This window comes from Lactobacillus sp. UCMA15818 (assembly GCF_030400225.1).
Taxonomy (GTDB): Bacteria; Bacillota; Bacilli; order Lactobacillales; family Lactobacillaceae; genus Liquorilactobacillus.
Genome location: NZ_VJYB01000016.1, coordinates 1 through 16,666, shown reverse-complemented (window position 1 = coordinate 16,666; position 16,666 = coordinate 1). Strand labels below are relative to the sequence as shown.

At 36.0% G+C, this 16,666-nt stretch carries 13 protein-coding genes, 12 tRNA genes and 1 rRNA gene; 2 read left to right on the top strand and 24 right to left on the bottom strand.

The window, feature by feature from the left end; translation table 11 throughout:
• Positions 1-4: 4 nt before the first annotated feature.
• The 8 genes from pstB to cdaA form a co-directional block, all read right to left on the bottom strand.
• Positions 5-814 carry a phosphate ABC transporter ATP-binding protein PstB gene (pstB, locus tag FFX44_RS11430; protein WP_289981086.1) on the bottom strand — a complete coding sequence of 270 codons (810 nt, stop codon included), beginning with the start codon at positions 812-814 and terminating at the stop codon, positions 5-7.
• 12 nt (positions 815-826) lie between these two features.
• Positions 827-1,714, bottom strand: a complete 888-nt coding sequence (gene pstA / locus FFX44_RS11425) for a phosphate ABC transporter permease PstA (protein ID WP_289981084.1) — start codon at positions 1,712-1,714, stop codon at positions 827-829.
• Position 1,715: 1 nt separating this feature from the next.
• On the bottom strand, positions 1,716-2,633 hold the full coding sequence (gene pstC, locus FFX44_RS11420) for a phosphate ABC transporter permease subunit PstC (RefSeq protein ID WP_289981082.1): 918 nt from the start codon (positions 2,631-2,633) through the stop codon (positions 1,716-1,718).
• Positions 2,634-2,767: 134 nt separating this feature from the next.
• Entirely contained in the window at positions 2,768-3,664 is an 897-nt protein-coding gene (locus tag FFX44_RS11415) for a phosphate ABC transporter substrate-binding protein (protein WP_289981081.1), read from the bottom strand.
• A gap of 150 nt (positions 3,665-3,814) precedes the next feature.
• Positions 3,815-4,123, bottom strand: a complete 309-nt coding sequence (locus tag FFX44_RS11410; RefSeq protein WP_289981078.1) for a hypothetical protein — start codon at positions 4,121-4,123, stop codon at positions 3,815-3,817.
• Positions 4,124-5,005: 882 nt separating this feature from the next.
• Positions 5,006-6,355, bottom strand: coding sequence for a phosphoglucosamine mutase (gene glmM, locus FFX44_RS11405; RefSeq protein ID WP_289981077.1), 1,350 nt, complete (start codon positions 6,353-6,355; stop codon positions 5,006-5,008).
• 31 nt (positions 6,356-6,386) lie between these two features.
• Positions 6,387-7,499: a CdaR family protein gene (locus FFX44_RS11400; RefSeq protein ID WP_289981074.1), complete on the bottom strand. Its 1,113-nt coding sequence runs from the start codon at positions 7,497-7,499 to the stop codon at positions 6,387-6,389.
• Complete coding sequence (cdaA, locus tag FFX44_RS11395) at positions 7,496-8,338, bottom strand: diadenylate cyclase CdaA (RefSeq protein WP_289981073.1); 843 nt, start codon at positions 8,336-8,338, stop codon at positions 7,496-7,498. Before cdaA ends, FFX44_RS11400 begins: the two co-directional genes overlap by 4 nt.
• A 155-nt stretch (positions 8,339-8,493) precedes the next feature.
• Here cdaA and FFX44_RS11390 point away from each other — a divergent pair, with 155 nt between their 5' ends.
• Positions 8,494-9,195 (top strand): DUF1361 domain-containing protein, encoded by a 702-nt coding sequence (locus FFX44_RS11390; protein WP_289981072.1) that lies wholly within the window; start codon positions 8,494-8,496, stop codon positions 9,193-9,195.
• 201 nt (positions 9,196-9,396) lie between these two features.
• On the opposite strand, the gene FFX44_RS11385 is transcribed toward FFX44_RS11390, so the two are convergent.
• Both FFX44_RS11385 and murB read right to left on the bottom strand, forming a co-directional pair.
• Positions 9,397-11,505 (bottom strand): sodium:proton antiporter, encoded by a 2,109-nt coding sequence (locus FFX44_RS11385; protein ID WP_289981070.1) that lies wholly within the window; start codon positions 11,503-11,505, stop codon positions 9,397-9,399.
• Positions 11,506-11,594: 89 nt separating this feature from the next.
• A complete protein-coding gene (gene murB, locus FFX44_RS11380) occupies positions 11,595-12,500 on the bottom strand; it encodes a UDP-N-acetylmuramate dehydrogenase (protein WP_289981066.1) in 906 nt (301 codons plus the stop codon).
• A 255-nt stretch (positions 12,501-12,755) separates the two neighbouring features.
• Here murB and FFX44_RS11375 point away from each other — a divergent pair, with 255 nt between their 5' ends.
• Complete coding sequence (locus FFX44_RS11375; protein WP_289981064.1) at positions 12,756-13,286, top strand: 3'-5' exonuclease; 531 nt, start codon at positions 12,756-12,758, stop codon at positions 13,284-13,286.
• 110 nt (positions 13,287-13,396) lie between these two features.
• Here FFX44_RS11375 and FFX44_RS11370 read toward each other — a convergent pair whose 3' ends face one another.
• The 14 genes from FFX44_RS11370 to rrf form a co-directional block, all read right to left on the bottom strand.
• Positions 13,397-14,704, bottom strand: a complete 1,308-nt coding sequence (locus FFX44_RS11370) for an ammonium transporter (protein ID WP_289981062.1) — start codon at positions 14,702-14,704, stop codon at positions 13,397-13,399.
• A gap of 750 nt (positions 14,705-15,454) precedes the next feature.
• Positions 15,455-15,539 (bottom strand) — tRNA-Leu (locus FFX44_RS11365).
• 48 nt (positions 15,540-15,587) lie between these two features.
• Positions 15,588-15,658 (bottom strand) — tRNA-Cys (locus tag FFX44_RS11360).
• A 21-nt stretch (positions 15,659-15,679) separates the two neighbouring features.
• A tRNA-Gln gene (locus tag FFX44_RS11355) sits at positions 15,680-15,751 on the bottom strand.
• Positions 15,752-15,759: 8 nt separating this feature from the next.
• A tRNA-His gene (locus tag FFX44_RS11350) sits at positions 15,760-15,832 on the bottom strand.
• A gap of 4 nt (positions 15,833-15,836) precedes the next feature.
• A tRNA-Trp gene (locus FFX44_RS11345) sits at positions 15,837-15,910 on the bottom strand.
• Positions 15,911-15,921: 11 nt separating this feature from the next.
• Positions 15,922-16,004: transfer RNA gene (locus FFX44_RS11340), tRNA-Tyr, on the bottom strand.
• Between the two features lies 1 nt (position 16,005).
• Positions 16,006-16,081: transfer RNA gene (locus FFX44_RS11335), tRNA-Phe, on the bottom strand.
• A gap of 26 nt (positions 16,082-16,107) precedes the next feature.
• Positions 16,108-16,181 (bottom strand) — tRNA-Asp (locus FFX44_RS11330).
• A 9-nt stretch (positions 16,182-16,190) separates the two neighbouring features.
• Positions 16,191-16,263 (bottom strand) — tRNA-Val (locus FFX44_RS11325).
• A gap of 5 nt (positions 16,264-16,268) precedes the next feature.
• Positions 16,269-16,340, bottom strand: a tRNA-Glu gene (locus tag FFX44_RS11320).
• Between the two features lie 9 nt (positions 16,341-16,349).
• Positions 16,350-16,441: transfer RNA gene (locus FFX44_RS11315), tRNA-Ser, on the bottom strand.
• Between the two features lie 15 nt (positions 16,442-16,456).
• Positions 16,457-16,529: transfer RNA gene (locus tag FFX44_RS11310), tRNA-Asn, on the bottom strand.
• 10 nt (positions 16,530-16,539) lie between these two features.
• Positions 16,540-16,656 (bottom strand): 5S ribosomal RNA (gene rrf, locus FFX44_RS11305).
• Positions 16,657-16,666 lie beyond the last annotated feature (10 nt).

Here is a 16,666-nt window from a genome sequence, read left to right as displayed (position 1 = left end):
CCTCCTAGCCAAAGTTCCCAGAAATATAGTCATTTGTTGCAGTGACTTTTGGTGTTGTAAAAATATGCTTTGTTTTATCGTATTCAAGAATATGCCCTAAATGGAAAAAGGCAGTATAATCACTAATCCGCGAAGCCTGTTGCATATTATGAGTCACAATAATGATTGTATAACGTTTCTTTAACTCTACTAGGGTCTCTTCTATTTTACTTGTTGAGATAGGATCAAGTGCACTTGCTGGCTCATCCAGCAATAAAATATCAGGTTTCATTGCTATTGTTCGAGCAATGCAAAGGCGCTGCTGTTGCCCACCTGATAACGACCATGCACTCTTTTTTAAGTCATCTTTTACTTCATCCCAAAGTGCAGCATCCTTTAAGCTACTTTCAACAACTTCTTCTAATTTTTTCTTATTTTTTAAACCCTGTTCTTTCAATGCAAAAGTAATGTTTTCACGAATAGATTTTGAAAATGGATTAGGTCTTTGAAAGACCATTCCAATATGTTTTCTCATCTCATAAACATTAATTTTCTTTGAATTAACATTCAAACCACGATATTGAATCTCTCCTTCTACCCGGGCAACATTATCGTTCATTCGATTTAACGAGCGCAAATAAGTTGATTTGCCAGAACCAGAAGCACCAATTAAAGAAGTAATCTTGTATCTTTCAAATTCTAAGTCACCATCAAAAAGTGCATGCTTATCACCATAAAAAACTTGTAGATTCTTTGTAGCAATCGCAAGCTCGTGTTCATTAGAATCAAATTTTAAAATATTTTTTTCATTAAAATCATATTTATTAATACCCATTAACAAATCCTCCTACTTGGTTGCCGTCAATTTGCGATACAACTGATTACCAATTACGCGAGCAGAGAAATTAAAAATCAAAACCGCAATTATTAAAACAGCAGATGAACCAGCTGAGACTGCTGCTGCATCAGGCATAACACCTTCAGAATTAATTTTCCAAATGTGGACTGCTAAGGTTTCAGCTGGTCTCATTAAATTGAGCGGACTAGTTGCATTGAATGGGTTCCAATTGCCAAAGTCAATATTTGTTGCGCTTTGCCCCGCGGTATATATTAAGGCGGCTGCCTCACCAAAGACACGGCCCGCACCTAACACAACACCCGTTATGATTCCAGGAAGTGCCTCCGGTAAGATCACTTTAATAACTGTCCTCCACTTAGATAATCCCAAAGACAATCCGGCTTCTCTTTGAAGATCTGGAACTGCTCTAAGTGATTCTTCAATATTTCTAGTTAGTAACGGCAAGTTAAAAAATGTAAGAGCAATTGCACCAGATAAAATTGAAAATCCCATGTCTAGCTGAACAACAAATAATAAGAACCCGAATAGTCCAACAACAACAGAGGGTAATGAACTCAAAACTTCAATCGCCATTCGTACAGTAGCAGTAAAAATATTTTTGGGAGCATATTCTGACAGAAATATTCCCGCGCCTAATGAGATTGGAAAAGAAATTATTAAAGTCAATAGTAATAAGTAAATGGAATTGAACAACTGTACCCCAATCCCGCCACCACTTGTGAAGGCTTGTGATGGAGCAGTCAAAAAATGCCATGAAATATGTGGAACGCCCGAGATCAAAATATCACCCAACAAGAAAGCTAGGATTAAGACAACTAGAACAGCAATAACACGAATAACTGCAATAGCTACATTATTTTGGAATTTTGTTTTCATATTACATTCTCCCCTTGCGTCCAATGAATCTTACAATGATATTGAAGATTAATGACATTAATAATAGCATTAAAGCAAGTGACCAAAGGGCATTATTTCCCACAGTTCCCATAACAGTGTTCCCAATTCCCATTGTAAGTACACTTGTCAAAGTTGAGGCTGGTGCCAGCAGACCCTTTGGCATTACAGCAGCGTTACCGATAACCATTTGAACAGCAAGTGCCTCACCAAATGCACGAGCCATCCCAAAGATAATCGCCGTCAAAATACCAGATGTTGATGATCTTAAAAGAACTTTATAGATTGTTTGCCATTTTGTAGCACCTAACGCTAATGAAGCTTCCTTATAATATTTTGGAACTGCCCTCAAACTATCCACAGTCATTGATGTTACTGTTGGCAGAACCATTACAAAAAGAACAAAAGCTCCGGATAATATTCCGTATCCTGAACCGCCAAAATGAGTTCTAACAAATGGTACAACTACAGACAATCCGATAAATCCATAAACAACTGACGGAATTCCCACCAGTAGTTCAATAACACTTTGAAGCAGTTTTTCACCACGCCTAGATGCTACCTCTGTCATATACAGTGCTGTTCCAATTGCAAATGGAGCTGCAAAAATCACAGCAATAATTGTTACTCCGAAAGAACCAGTAATCATCGGTAAAGCTCCTAAAAGTGGATTGCCTGCTTTATCCGTTGCAGAAGGATTCCAATTTGTTCCAAAAAGAAAATCCCAGATACTTGCTTTATTAACTACAAATGTTGCTAATCCCTTTGTTGCAACAAAGACAAAAATTGATAATACAACAATTACTATTAGTGATATACAAGAATATGAAAGCACTTTACCAACTATATCCTGTCTCGTTTCTCTTGATGTACTTTGAATCTTATCCTTGATAGGATCCATTAAAATCACCTCTCCACCAAAATTTGGGAGTGAACTAAATGAATTTTCACTTAGCTCACCCCCATTAATCATCCATTGTTTAACAATTATATTTTAAATCATTATACAGTCGGAGATTACGGTATTGCAATTTATTATTTAATATCAGTTACTTTGTTATCTGCATTCTTTTGAACCTTCATCTTACCAATTGAAACGTAACCAAGTTCTTTAACCAAACTATTTTGAACTTTGTCAGACTTCATGTAGCTAAGAAATGCCTTTGTTGCAGCATTTGGTGTTCCTTTAGTATACATGTGCTCGTATGACCAAATTTTCCATTTGTTTGTTGTTACATTTGCATCAGTTGGCTTTACACCATCAAGTGATACTTCTTGAATACTAGAAGTAATGTATGAGAAAGCTAAGTAACTAATGGCACCTGGTGTCTCAGCAACCATCTTTTGAACAGTCCCATTTGAATCTTGTTCTTGGGACTTAGCAGCTGTTTCACCGTTCATAACATTCGTTTCAAAAGTAGCACGAGTTCCACTACCTTCCGCACGATTAATCAAAACTATATCCTGATCTTTACCGCCAACTTCTTTCCAGTTAGTAATTTTACCAGTAAAGATGTTGCGTAATTGCTTCATTGTTAAGTTTTTAACACCTACGTCCTTATTAACAACAGGTGCCATCCCCACAACGGCAACCTTGTTATCATTAAGCTTGCTTGCTGTTATACCATCACTTTGTTGCGCAAAGATATCAGAGTTTCCAATTGTTACCGCGCCAGATTGAACTTGGCTTAAACCAGTTCCTGAACCGCCACCTTGAACAGTAATGCTTACTTTAGAATTATCTGTTTGAAAATTCTCTGCAGCTTTTTCTACTAATGGTTGTAAGGCCGTTGACCCAACGATTGTAATCTTACCAGATACTGCCTTACTTGAGGCAGATGAAGATGACGAACTTGAATTAGACTTCCCGCATCCAACAAGAATAGCTGAAGCAGCAATAATAACTGTAGCAATTTTGGTGAGCTTTTTCATTTTTTTCTTCTTCCTTTCGTTGTTACAAGTATCATTCTATTATATGAATGTAAAGATAGAAGTCACTTTATTGTAACGTTTGTGTAAAGGAATTTTTTGTGAAATTCTCCCATCAACTCTTCACATATTTAAAATCAATCAATTCAAAAATTAAGAAATATGATTTTCAACTAGTATCTGCTTAATAGTTTTGCCTATCTTTTCCGTTTTTGTCCACTCTTCAAAATGATCAAATTTTTCTTCAGGCATCTCGAAGTTCTGATTTATGTAATTTTCATATTCAATAACACTAGTTGAGCGTGGAATATTGAGCTGCAAAATTCTGACTTCCTTGATTAATCCTCTTTGTACCGCTAATTCCGCCCTGCCATTTTGAACCATATTTGATATTTCAAAGTACTTTGTACCATCATTTCTTGTGATTTCCTCAATCAATGTTAAAATTTCATGACTCTTCATTTGTATCCTCATCCTTTCACAAATAGTATAGATAGTCAGCTAATATTAAGTCAACCAATCTTTTTAGTTAACCATTTAATAATTTGAATAATTATAAGACAGCCAAAAGGGTGTTGTCATAGTAACTTACTCAATATAATCAAAGAAAGGGCTAAGCCAAAATATTCTTTTGGCTTAGCCCCCTCTGGCATAAGAGAGAAAGAGAATTGATTAGAAGGTAAAATAGTAATTACCTTACATCTATTATGATACCGATTTCAGTAAGCGTTGTCAATATCTTTTTTATTTTTATTATTTTTATTTTGTCATATACTATGAATTATAGTTTTACTTTTATACACTGGGAGGAACAATAATTTGGTAAATCCAAAACAATTCAAACTTAGTTTCTTTTTAGGAGCAATTCTGTGCATTCTTAAAGTTATTGTTTCACTGTTAGGAAACTACAGTGCTACTCTTAAAATCTTTAGTATTGGAATTATGCTAATTCAAACTAAGTATTGGTTTGTACCACTTCTGCTAATAATTCTTTTCTATCTCTTTGTCTCGCTTCTCTTTTATTTGCTTTTTAGATTGATTAACCTCGGTGTCCGTTTCTTTCTCAATTAACATATATCAAAAAATAACGCTCACTAGTTCGTCTTCTAACAATTTTTATTACAAAAAATCAATAAGAGACTGGAACAAAAGTTAAATTTTGTCTCAGTCTCTTATTGATTACGAATAAACATGTTTCATAATTCAAATTCTCCGTCTAACTTTTAATTACTCATAGCAAAAATGCACATCATGTACATAAATTCGAGTTAGTACTCAAATTTACCGCAGTATATCCTAGCTATTGTGCTTGAATTATTTTAATTAAAGTAATCTGTTAGGGATCTATATCCCCATCTCACTCTTAACCACATCTACTATTTGCATAACGTATTCATGGACTTCTTCCTTTGTTTTAGCTTCTGCCATAACTCTAAGAAGATTCTCTGTTCCACTAGGTCTAACTAGGACACGGCCTTCAGAACCCATCTTAATTTGAACCTGCTTAATTATTTCCTTGATTGCTTCATTTTCTAAGGCAGCCTTCTTGTCAGTTACCTTTACATTGACTAATTCTTGTGGATAGGTAGTCACTTCACTAGCAAGTTCAGATAATTTCTTACCTGTTTTCTGAACTACATTAAGTAACTGTAACGCTGTCAACATCCCATCTCCTGTTGTATTGAAATCAAGAAAAACGACGTGTCCAGATTGTTCACCACCCAAATTATAGCCATCTTTTCTCATCTCTTCAACAACATAACGATCACCTACTTGCGTCTTTACTGAGTGCAATTCCTGTTTTTCCATTGCCTTGTACAATCCAATATTACTCATCACAGTGGTAACAATCGTATCCTTTTTTAACCTGCCACGTTCACTCAAATATTTGCCGCAGATATACATAATCTCATCACCATCAATAATATTACCAAGCTCATCAACAGCAATACATCGATCACCATCACCATCAAAAGCTACTCCTAATTGTGCCTCTTTTTCAACCACAAATTTTGCTAATGCTTCTGGATGAGTAGAACCAACAGCTTTGTTAATATTTAAGCCGTCAGGTTCAGTGGCAATCGTTTCAAAATCAACACCCAAGTCTGCAAATAATCGCGAAACTAATCCACTAGTTGCTCCGTTTGCCCCATCAACAGCTATGTGGAGGTCATCTAAATTATCTGGGATCGTCTGTTCCAAGAATTGCGTATATTTTAATACGCCTTCATGATAGTCGCTTAAAGTTCCAAGACCTTCTGCAGAGGGGCGTGGCAGATTATCAACTCCAGATTCAAGCAACTGCTCAATTTCTTCTTCCTTTTCATCAGATAGCTTATAACCATCCCCACCAAAGAATTTAATACCGTTATCTGCAACTGGATTATGCGATGCAGAAATCATAATACCTGCATCAGCATCCTGTACTCGGACTAGGTATGCAACTCCAGGGGTCGTGATGACACCTAGTGAAAAGACTTCAATACCAACTGAAAGCAAGCCAGCAATTAATGCTTGCTCTAACATTTGACCTGAAATTCTTGTATCACGTGCAACTAAGACTTTTGGCGGTTTAGTATCGCTTGCGTGTTTTGTTAACACAAATCCACCACAGCGACCCAACTTGAATGCAAGCTCCGGGCTAAGCTCTTGGTTTGCAATACCTCTAACACCATCTGTTCCAAAATATTTCATTTCTAGTTAATCCTCATTTCACTACTAAATTTTAATTATTCACTTCACTGCTTGAAGAACTTTGTGAAGAAGTCTGACTTTTACTTTCTGACTCGTTTTGACTTGATTTTGTCGAAGAACTGGATGTTTCATTCATAGAACTACTTGAACTTTGTGAAGAGACTGTAGACTCACCACTAGAAGAAGCCCCCACGGTTATTTTTACCTTGACACTCTTTGGTTGTACAACTGTTACTCCACTGCCAGGAGAGGTAAGATTGACACTCTTAGTCGTTGTACTTGATACTCCATCAATTGGAACCGGAACTTTATAAGATGAAACACTGGTCAAATTACTCTTTGTCCCTGATAACGTCACCGTTTCAGTTGAACTGCTTAGTGTATAACTTTTATCAGAATCACCATCTCCGGTTGTTACAAATTGAACAGGCACCTTCTTCGTTGTAGTCTCACTGTAAATTGGTATCTTCACATTAACTGTCTGTGGCGAAATCACCACGTTGAGAATTTTACCCTTATCATCTACTGCTTGCAACAATACTGAACGGCTAAAGGTCTCTTTTGTTCCTTTAGGAATTTCAACCGCAGCTATAATCTCTGATATCTTGCTGACCTCTGAGGAAGCTCCTGTAGCACTAACAACATCTTGATCAGCAGTCGGGCTTCCTACCTTATAGTCATTAGCAACCCTTTGTTTATCATACTTAAACTGCACTGGGAAGGATTTAGTCTTTCTGTTACTAATCGTGATTTTAATCTTTTTAGGATTAATTGTATAATCCAAGTCACTATTCAATCCTGATTGTTTCAGAGTTACCTCATGGGTTCCTGGTTTCAAATCTGTCAAATCTGCATAAATTTTAAAATTACGAGTATTTGAAATCGTTGTTACCATTGCCTTTGAACCAGAAATTTTTACTTTTACTTTTTCTGGATAGCCAGTAACAAAATATTTATTACTATTTACGTCTAGTTGCAAGGCCACCTTCATAGTAGTTGAAGCATTTGCTAACATTGTTGATTCAGTATTATTTCTAGTACTACTCAGATTATCTTCATTTGTATATGCAAAAAGCAAAACTGCTAACGTTAACGCAATTATTCTGTAAAAAAGAGGAGAATCAATAAATTTATTAAAATTCATTTTCTCTTCCCTCCTTCAAAAAAACTAACGAAAGATGTCAAGATTCTGTTCTCTTTTTTATCCTTTTCCTCAACAATTAATTCTCTGTTCAACAACTTCAAGTAGTCTTCCCTAGTCAAATCCCTTAATAACTCATTATTTTTTGTGATGGTTACTCCACCAGTCTCTTCTGAAACGACGATTGTGAGTGCATCTGTAACTTCACTGATACCAACCGCAGCTCTGTGTCTTGTTCCAAGTGCTTTTGGAATTAGGTTACTTTCTGATAACGGTAGATATGCTGCCGCTACAGCAATCTTATTTTCCTTAATTATGACTGCACCATCATGCAATGGTGTGTTTGGAATAAAAATATTAATTAATAGTGCACCTGTAATGTCCGCATCCAGCCTAATACCTGTTTCTACGTAGTCTTCCAAACCTGTATTTTTTTGAATTGTAACTAAGGCACCTATTCGACGTTTAGACATATATTGAATTGCCGAATCAAGGGCCTTAATCATGTTACGTTCGTTTTCATTTTGCTTTTTATTATGAAAAAAAACGGAACCACGACCAAGGTGTTCAAGCCCTCGTCTAATTTCTGGTTGGAAAATAATTATAATTGCTATAAAACCCCAATTAATTATCTGATCAGTTACCCAAGATACCATTTGCAAATCAAAAAACCAACTTATAAGTTTAATTAGTACTATTATAATTACACCTTTAAACAACTGGACGGCTTTTGTTCCTCTAAGCAGCATCATTAACTTGTATATCACGTACCATACTACTAGAATATCTATTATGTTAGCTACATTTTGCCATGAGAAAAGGCTGTCCCAAGCAATGTTCATCATTTTACCCCCTAAGAAATATAAATTAATTATAGCACAGATATTTCTACTTCTGTGTTACAACCAAATAGTTAAAAAATACAAAAGTTATTTCATTATTCTTCAATTTTTAGTATTAATTATGTAAAATAGTTGTAATGGAATTGGGTGATTTTATGTCAAAATTAAATAAATGGATAGTTCGACTTTCTTTTTATATTTTTATGCTATATATCTATATTACTGTCGCATCTCACAATGGAATATACAGCTTTCTGTTATTAAATACTTTCCTAGGTTATATTCCAATTGAAATTGCAATGCATATTGATTCTCAAAAGAAAACACCAATCTTTATAGTTTTATTAATCTTGTGGCTTCTATTTTATCCGAATGCTCCGTACGTTATTACTGATCTCTTCCATCTCGCAATGCTTAATCCTTATGACAGCTCAACTGGACTAATGGAGTTCAATCTCCACCTCTGGCTAAAATTCACTAACTTAGTCACTAGTGCTCTTGGGTGTTCATTAATGGGATTTTGGAGTCTGGAACATGTCGCAGATACAATCTTGATTAAATTTAAGTTATGGTCTAAAACTAACAAAATTACCTTAATTTCGGCTTTAATAGTCTTTTCTTCCGTGGGAATCTATATCGGTAGATTTTTAAGACTTCACACCGCATACCTTTTTATCGCTCCTAAAGAGGTAATATCAGAGCTTATCCAAATGTGGAATCCACGGATGCTTGTTTTTATTGGCTTTATGACAATTATTCAGTTGATTTTTTACTTTTCTTTCGCCATTACACGTAGTTCTTTGGCAAACGATCAAGAATTACTTGAACAAAATAAAAGTACACAGGAAGAACAATAAGGAGTGTGCATAAGTCGGGAAAATTTGAGTACTAATTCAAAATTATATTTAATCACAAAAATACCGTTCCTCAAAAATTAGCTTTTTTATCTAACTTTTGAGAGACGGTATAAAATTTAATTTTTAAACTGAATTTTCCCTAAATCGAATCAAATTTCTGCAATTATTTTTGCTGCTAGAGAAATACAATGCCTCCTGGAATTAACTTGGTAAGATTGATGCTCGCAAATTTAGACTCTCTTCATGATTGATATATTGCCGCAAACTATTTGCAGCTTGATGATTGACATAACCTTGCTCGACTAAATACTGCAGTGCGGATCTTTGTGCTGCAATTGACTTAAATCTAAGTCTCCTAACTTGCTCTTGATAATCTTTCCTTGAGAGTGCTTCCTTTCCTTTTTGTTTTTCAATAATACTTTTGTAAGTAATTATCATGTGATAGATAACTTCTCGATTTATTTTTTTCTCATTAACCTCAGGATTCTTGATATATTCTGAAAGGCCCTTAATTGCTGCTTTTGCAATTGAACGTTCAACAAGCCTAACTTCAACACCGTATTTCTCATCTTGTTTAATACCAATCCACAGCGAGATTGAGCGCCAGAACTTTCTCGTGGATTCCAATACAGTTGGGAATGGCCATTCTTGTCGAATTCTAGCCTTATAATCTGCCCGCTTTAGTTGATTTTTTAAAGACTTCTTGAACTTATGATACACTTTTTCTTGGATTTGATTTGTCTGATGAAGCCGTTCCAATTCATTGAGCTGACCCCTTAATGCAACTTTGTGCAGCTTAATCTCATCTGAAGTTGCTGCTTTGTTTAAGTCATCCGCATATTCATTAACTTCGAGTCTTTTTATCATAAATTGATATTCCAAGATTAGATGATAAACAGCTAACTCGTTACCCATGCGCCTTTGTTCTTCAAGACTTCGAACAGCGGTTTTTAGAATATATAATTTTGCTTTGTTGCTACTAATCTCAAGTTGCTCATCTTCATCATCAGGTGTATCCAAAACTTTGCTGGCATCCAAGTCTCCTAATCCTCCACGTGTTTGCAAGGCGACATCTCCAGAAATAAATGGTAATACGATTATTGCAGCAACCATACTTAGAATGATTACTCCAGCGGCAATGAATAACACCAGGGATCTTTCAGGAAAAGCTTCGCCCGAAGCAATCTGTGTTGGAATAGTAAGTGCTCCAGCCATCGTAATTGCACCACGAACACCAGATATACCAGATAATAGCGCAACCTTTAGTTTTTCTTTCACTGATTTGGATTTAGCGTCACTAGTGAAGAGCTGATAGCAATAAGTCCAAGTTATCCTAATTAATAGTAGTAATCCCCACATCACAAAGACAAAAAATATTGCTGAAAAAGTGTTTATATCTTCATTTTCAATCGTTCCGTGCATCGCAACAGGAAGCTCCACACCCAAAATCGTGAACATTATTCCATTTAGGAGATAAACGATTAAATCCCACATTCTTTCACTGACAATATTGATCTCAGGCTGAATTCTGATAAATGAATTACGTTTAGATGCAAAGATAACGCCTGCAACAACAACAGCTATTACACCGGATGCATGAAACGATTCTTCTGTCAGTAGATAAATGATGAAAGGTACACATAATTGAAGCACTGTATTAAAAACAACATCATTAAAGCCCTTGACAATCAGCCACTCAATGATTAACACAACAATTGTTATCAATACAAATCCTGATACAAATCCGACAATTCCAAAATAAAAAAGTTCCACCAATGCTGTTTTAAGTGAAAAATAGCCAGTAACAGCTACCATTACTGCATACTTAAAACCAATCAGTCCACTTGCATCATTTATCAAGCTTTCACCACTGACCAAATGAAGAATGTTATCAGGCAGTTTAACTTGTTTTGATATTGAATGTACAGCAACTGGATCTGTCGGAGCTAGAATCGCAGCTAGAGCAATTCCTACTGGCAGAGGAAGTGCAGGTATTATTAGATGAATTAGGAAGCCGCCAAGAAGCATCGTAATAAATACTAAAATAATGGCATTATTAAAGATTGCCCCCTTCAGCTTCCAAAGTTCTTCTTTAGGAAATTTTCGCCCATCATTATATAACAAGGGAGCGATAAAAAGTAACAAAAACCAACTTGACTCCAACTCGATTTTTAAGTTAAAAATAAGTGCGAAAATGGTTCCCAAAATAATTTGAATCAAACTCACAGGAATTGCTTTAAAATAATGATTAATCAAATTTGATAATAAAACTAATAGAACAAGTCCAATGACGGTTTCCACAATCGACATTCAGCTAACACCTCCATCTATTATTATTACAAAAAATTGACTAAAAAAAAAGGAGTCTGCCTTTCTTTTCGCAAAACTCCAAGAAAAAATTATTTTTCACCTATAATTCTTACTTCTGTTTGTAATTCTACAGAAAATTCTTGTTTAATAATTGTTTTAATATATTTTATGACGGCAATATAATCAGAAGCTGTTGCATTCCCCCGATTAACAATAAATCCCGCATGTTTGAGTGAAATTTGGGCGCCACCAATCATAAATCCTTGCAATCCTGCATCATGAATTAATTTACCCGTAAAATATCCTTTCGGTCTTTTAAAAACACTGCCACAGGATGGGTATTCTAATGGTTGTTTAGAACCTCTTAAGAAATTAAAATTATCCATTTTTTCTCTAATTTTCTTTTTGTCACCACTCTGTAATCTAAAAACTGCTTTTAACACAATATCTTCTTCATCTTGAATTCTGCTGTGTCTGTATGCAAAGTTCATTTCTTCGTTTGTGTACGTTCTCATTTTTCCTTCAGGAGTTAAAACCTCAACTTCGCTAACTACTTGACTGACATCTCCTTCATACGCGCCAGCATTCATGAAGACTGCTCCTCCAACACTACCCGGAATCCCTGCAGCAAATTCCATTCCTGTCAAACCAGCACTATATACCCTTTCCGTCACTCTTATTAAAGATGCACCAGCTTCTGCAATTACTGTGCTGTTCTCTATTTTGATACTTTTCATGTTAGTTAAGATTATTACGAGACCTCTGATTCCCTTTTCTCTTACAATCAGGTTACTTGCATTCCCAATCACAGTTACTCGCAACTGATATTCATTTGCAATATTAATCATCTCACAAATATCTTTTGTCTCTGTTGGAAAGGCAAGTATCTCAGCCGGTCCTCCCGTTTTTGTATTGGTATACTCTGACAACGATCTTTCAACTTTAATTTTTTCTTCAGTAAATTTTTCTACGAATAATTCTTGTATCTGTTTCATTCCAAATATCCCCACATTCATTAACATCTCTTTCAAGTGTAGCACTTTTTCTTCAAGTACCACACCACTAAACATACACTATTATATTTTATAAAATTTTGTGTCCTTTTGTATAAATAAATCACTTATTTCATTAAATATTAATAACTTAAAAAAGCTATGTCCCCTTTAACATTTGCAATCATTCTGCTAAAATTAAGGTTAAAATTATGGTATGATTGTATGCAAATATATAAAAGTTAGGAGGTCTTGCCTATGAATTTTGTTGCATTTGATTTTGAAACTGCTAATGCTAAAAGAAATAGTGCTTGTTCAATTGCACTAACTGTAGTTGAAAATAACCGAGTAGTTGATGAATTGTATTCTTTAATCGATCCTCAGACACCATTTCACTGGCGCAATACCCAAATACATGGAATAACAGGAAAAGATGTTCTGGGAGCTCCTAATTTCTCAGAATTGTGGCCGCACATATCCAATTTTTTCATGAAGGATAAATTAATTGTTGCACATAATGCAAATTTTGATTGTAGTGTTCTAAGCCATACTCTTCAATTTTACGACCTGGCTGTTCCTAATTATTTAGTTCTTGACACACTTGCAACGAGTCGCAACCTTTTTAGTTTAGATAACTACAAGCTCAATACAATTTGCTCAAATCTTGATATTACACTGAATCATCATCACAATGCGTTAGATGATAGTCGTGCCTGTGCCGATATTTTGTTGTATCAGATTAGAAATTATGGTGTTGATAAGGTATCAAACTACATTAAGTTGAAATAGCATTTCAAATAAAAAAAAGAGTTAAGTACATGTCTCTCTTATCTCCAAGCATTTTAGGAGGTAAGTCATGCCATGTATTAACTCTTTTTCTTTTATATTTTATATTAGTATTAATCTTGGGGATTATTTAAATGTGCTAATTGACCTTGAAATTCCTGTTCATATTTTCCAACATCAGCACTAGTTGTTGAAACAGTGTAATCAGCAATTTCACCATGTTCAGATTGATCAAGTCCAGTAATTTCAGCACTTTCTTCAACACGTATCTTCATGAAGAGTTTCAAAATAAATATTAGCAGGCTTGCTACAATTGTGACAAACACAATTGTAAATAACGTTCCAACGATTTGAATCAATAATTGGTGGAAGCCTCCACCATAAAATAATCCATTGCTAATAGAACTATTAGCGAATTTACTTGCAAACGCACCAGTTAAAATTGATCCTACAATCCCTGAAACACCGTGGCAACCAAATGCATCTAGTGGATCATCATATTTTAATTTTGGTTTGACATATGTGATAAACAAATAACTCACGATTGCACTCAAAGCGCCAATCCAAAACGCACCAGCACCCGTTACAAAACCTGTTGCGGGGGTAATTCCGACAAGCCCACAAATTGTTCCTGTACACGCACCCTCCAATGTAGGTTTACCAACGACGACCATATCCAAAACCATCCAAGTAACTAATGCTGCAGCCGTAGCAATAGTAGTTGTCAAGAATGCCTGAACAGCAATTTCCGTCATGCCGAGTGCCGAACCAGCATTAAAACCATACCAACCAATCCAAAGAATTGTTGTACCTAAGAGTACCCAAGGTAAATTATAATGACTCTGTTTTTCTTTTCCAAAGTTAATTCTCTTACCAAGGAACACTGAAAGTACCAGAGCAGTAACACCTGCATTGATATGAACAACTGTTCCACCAGCAAAATCCAAAACACCATATGAAGCAAGCAGACCATTGCTACTCCATACCATATGTACCATTGGATAATAAATGAAAATTGACCATAAAATAATAAAAATAAGCAAAAAATTAAATTTCATCCTACCAACTACCGCTCCAACAAAGAGTGCAGGTGTAATAATAGCAAACATCATTTGAAACAGTAAAAAGGTACCAACGTTAATTCCAAGCTCTTTCGACTGTAATTGAGCTAAGTTCAAACCATCTAGAAAGAAATGCTTAACAGTTCCAATTACGCCGCCAATATTTCCATTGAATGAGAGTTCATAACCAACTGCTGCATAAAGTAAAACAGCAACTCCACAAATTACAAAGACTGAAAACATTGTATTAACAACATTCTTTTTTGAAACCAATCCACCATAGAAAAAAGCTAAACCAGGTGTCATAAAAAATACTAGAACACACGAAATAATCAAAAATGTAGTATTAGCTGCATTCATATAAGAATCCCCCCTATTTGATGTCACAAATTATAACATCACATGCAATTGGATGTCTACAAAAAAAATAAAACTGTTTATATCTAATTTAATTCTATATTTTTATTTTTTTTATAAAGATATATTACCCTTTATTAATCAAAAGCAAGCTATATTCATCGAATTTTTGATCTTTCTATTTTTGTAAAGTATAACTTCTTACATGCTCACGATATTAACTTTAATTTTTTAGGACGGAAATTCAGCCTTAAATCTTCTAAACTGCTCATACAATATTCTTTTTTTAGATATGTCTGAGTTACAATCTGGATACCTATTTCAAAGAATATCTAATTCCATCAATATAGAATAATTCACGAATAAACCTAGATTATAAGCAGACAGCAATGCATATTTACTAAATTATTCCGTTATTTATTTGAGAAACAGCATCGATTGATCAACAATTGGATTTTGACCTATCATTAATAGTCTTGTAACTCTTGTAAAAGCTGCAAACTCAGTGACAATAATTCTAAGGTTGAATTATACCTATTCCAAGTAAATAGTATGCCATAAAGGCTCTCCTATCAGATGGTAAAATTTGAGAACCAACACGAAATTACGAATATCTTATACATTTTACTACCGGTTTTCTGCTGTTAGCAGCAAAATTGCAACAACTTCATAATTAATTATTTTTATTAAAAATAAAAAAGCCTCAACCATACGGTTTAAGACTTTCTTATTGCTTCTAATTATAACTAAAAATACCGGTGATCGGGGTCGAACCGATACGCCCTCAACGGGCACTGGATTTTGAGTCCAGCGCGTCTGCCAATTCCGCCACACCGGCATATTACAAGGTAAAACTATACTACAGTTAGCGCCTAAAAGCAACTAAAGGCGGTAACCGGATTTGAACCGGTGATGAAGGTTTTGCAGACCTCTGCCTTACCACTTGGCTATACCGCCAGATATAGTACAAATCCAAAACTGGGTTAGCTGGATTCGAACCAGCGCATGAGGGAGTCAAAGTCCCTTGCCTTACCACTTGGCTATAACCCAATTTTAAAGGCGATAGGTGGGAATCGAACCCACGCGTGCCGGAGCCACAATCCGGTGCGTTAACCACTTCGCCACTATCGCCATATGGCAGGGGTAGTAGGAATTGAACCCACACTGACGGTTTTGGAGACCGTAGTTCTACCTTTAAACTATACCCCTATTATTAAAAATGGAAGGGAGTGGATTCGAACCACCGAACCCGAAGGAGCGGATTTACAGTCCGCCGCGTTTAGCCAGACTTCGCTACCCTTCCATGGTGGCGCGGGACAGAATCGAACTGCCGACACATGGAGCTTCAATCCATTGCTCTACCAACTGAGCTACCGAGCCATCAAAAAATATATATAAACATAAAACGGTCCTAGACGGATTTGAACCGACGATCTCCTGCGTGACAGGCAGGCGTGATAGACCCCTACACTATAGGACCGTAATATTATGGAGGATACAGGGCTCGAACCTGTGACCCTCTGCTTGTAAGGCAGACGCTCTCCCAACTGAGCTAATCCTCCAATATTGACCCGTACGGGATTTGAACCCATGTTACCGCCGTGAAAGGGCGGTGTCTTAACCACTTGACCAACGGGTCATTCTGCAACGGAGAGTAAGGGATTCGAACCCTTGAAACAGGTCATAACCCGTTTACATGATTTCCAATCATGCTCCTTCGGCCAACTCGGACAACTCTCCAGCACATATACTAAACTCCGGCAGGCGGGCTCGAACCGTCGACAACCTGATTAACAGTCAGGTGCTCTACCAACTGAGCTATGCCGGAATAACTATAAGCACGGCAACGACCTATCCTCGCAGGGGGCGATCCCCCAACTACTATCGGCGCGAAGAAGCTTAACTTCTGTGTTCGACATGGGAACAGGTGTATCCTTCTTGCCATCATCACCGCACTCTTTTGCT

What these genes read in the sequence shown, in the direction of transcription:
- FFX44_RS11390 (WP_289981072.1), top strand. Translation starts at nt 8,494, where the DNA reads ATGTCAAAATTAAATAAATGGATAGTTCGACTTTCTTTTTATATTTTT.
- FFX44_RS11385 (WP_289981070.1), bottom strand. Translation starts at nt 11,505, where the DNA reads ATGTCGATTGTGGAAACCGTCATTGGACTTGTTCTATTAGTTTTATTA.
- murB (WP_289981066.1), bottom strand. Translation starts at nt 12,500, where the DNA reads ATGAAACAGATACAAGAATTATTCGTAGAAAAATTTACTGAAGAAAAA.
- pstB (WP_289981086.1), bottom strand. Translation starts at nt 814, where the DNA reads ATGGGTATTAATAAATATGATTTTAATGAAAAAAATATTTTAAAATTT.
- FFX44_RS11410 (WP_289981078.1), bottom strand. Translation starts at nt 4,123, where the DNA reads ATGAAGAGTCATGAAATTTTAACATTGATTGAGGAAATCACAAGAAAT.
- FFX44_RS11415 (WP_289981081.1), bottom strand. Translation starts at nt 3,664, where the DNA reads ATGAAAAAGCTCACCAAAATTGCTACAGTTATTATTGCTGCTTCAGCT.
- pstC (WP_289981082.1), bottom strand. Translation starts at nt 2,633, where the DNA reads ATGGATCCTATCAAGGATAAGATTCAAAGTACATCAAGAGAAACGAGA.
- pstA (WP_289981084.1), bottom strand. Translation starts at nt 1,714, where the DNA reads ATGAAAACAAAATTCCAAAATAATGTAGCTATTGCAGTTATTCGTGTT.
- FFX44_RS11370 (WP_289981062.1), bottom strand. Translation starts at nt 14,704, where the DNA reads ATGAATGCAGCTAATACTACATTTTTGATTATTTCGTGTGTTCTAGTA.
- glmM (WP_289981077.1), bottom strand. Translation starts at nt 6,355, where the DNA reads ATGAAATATTTTGGAACAGATGGTGTTAGAGGTATTGCAAACCAAGAG.
- FFX44_RS11375 (WP_289981064.1), top strand. Translation starts at nt 12,756, where the DNA reads ATGAATTTTGTTGCATTTGATTTTGAAACTGCTAATGCTAAAAGAAAT.
- cdaA (WP_289981073.1), bottom strand. Translation starts at nt 8,338, where the DNA reads ATGAACATTGCTTGGGACAGCCTTTTCTCATGGCAAAATGTAGCTAAC.
- FFX44_RS11400 (WP_289981074.1), bottom strand. Translation starts at nt 7,499, where the DNA reads ATGAATTTTAATAAATTTATTGATTCTCCTCTTTTTTACAGAATAATT.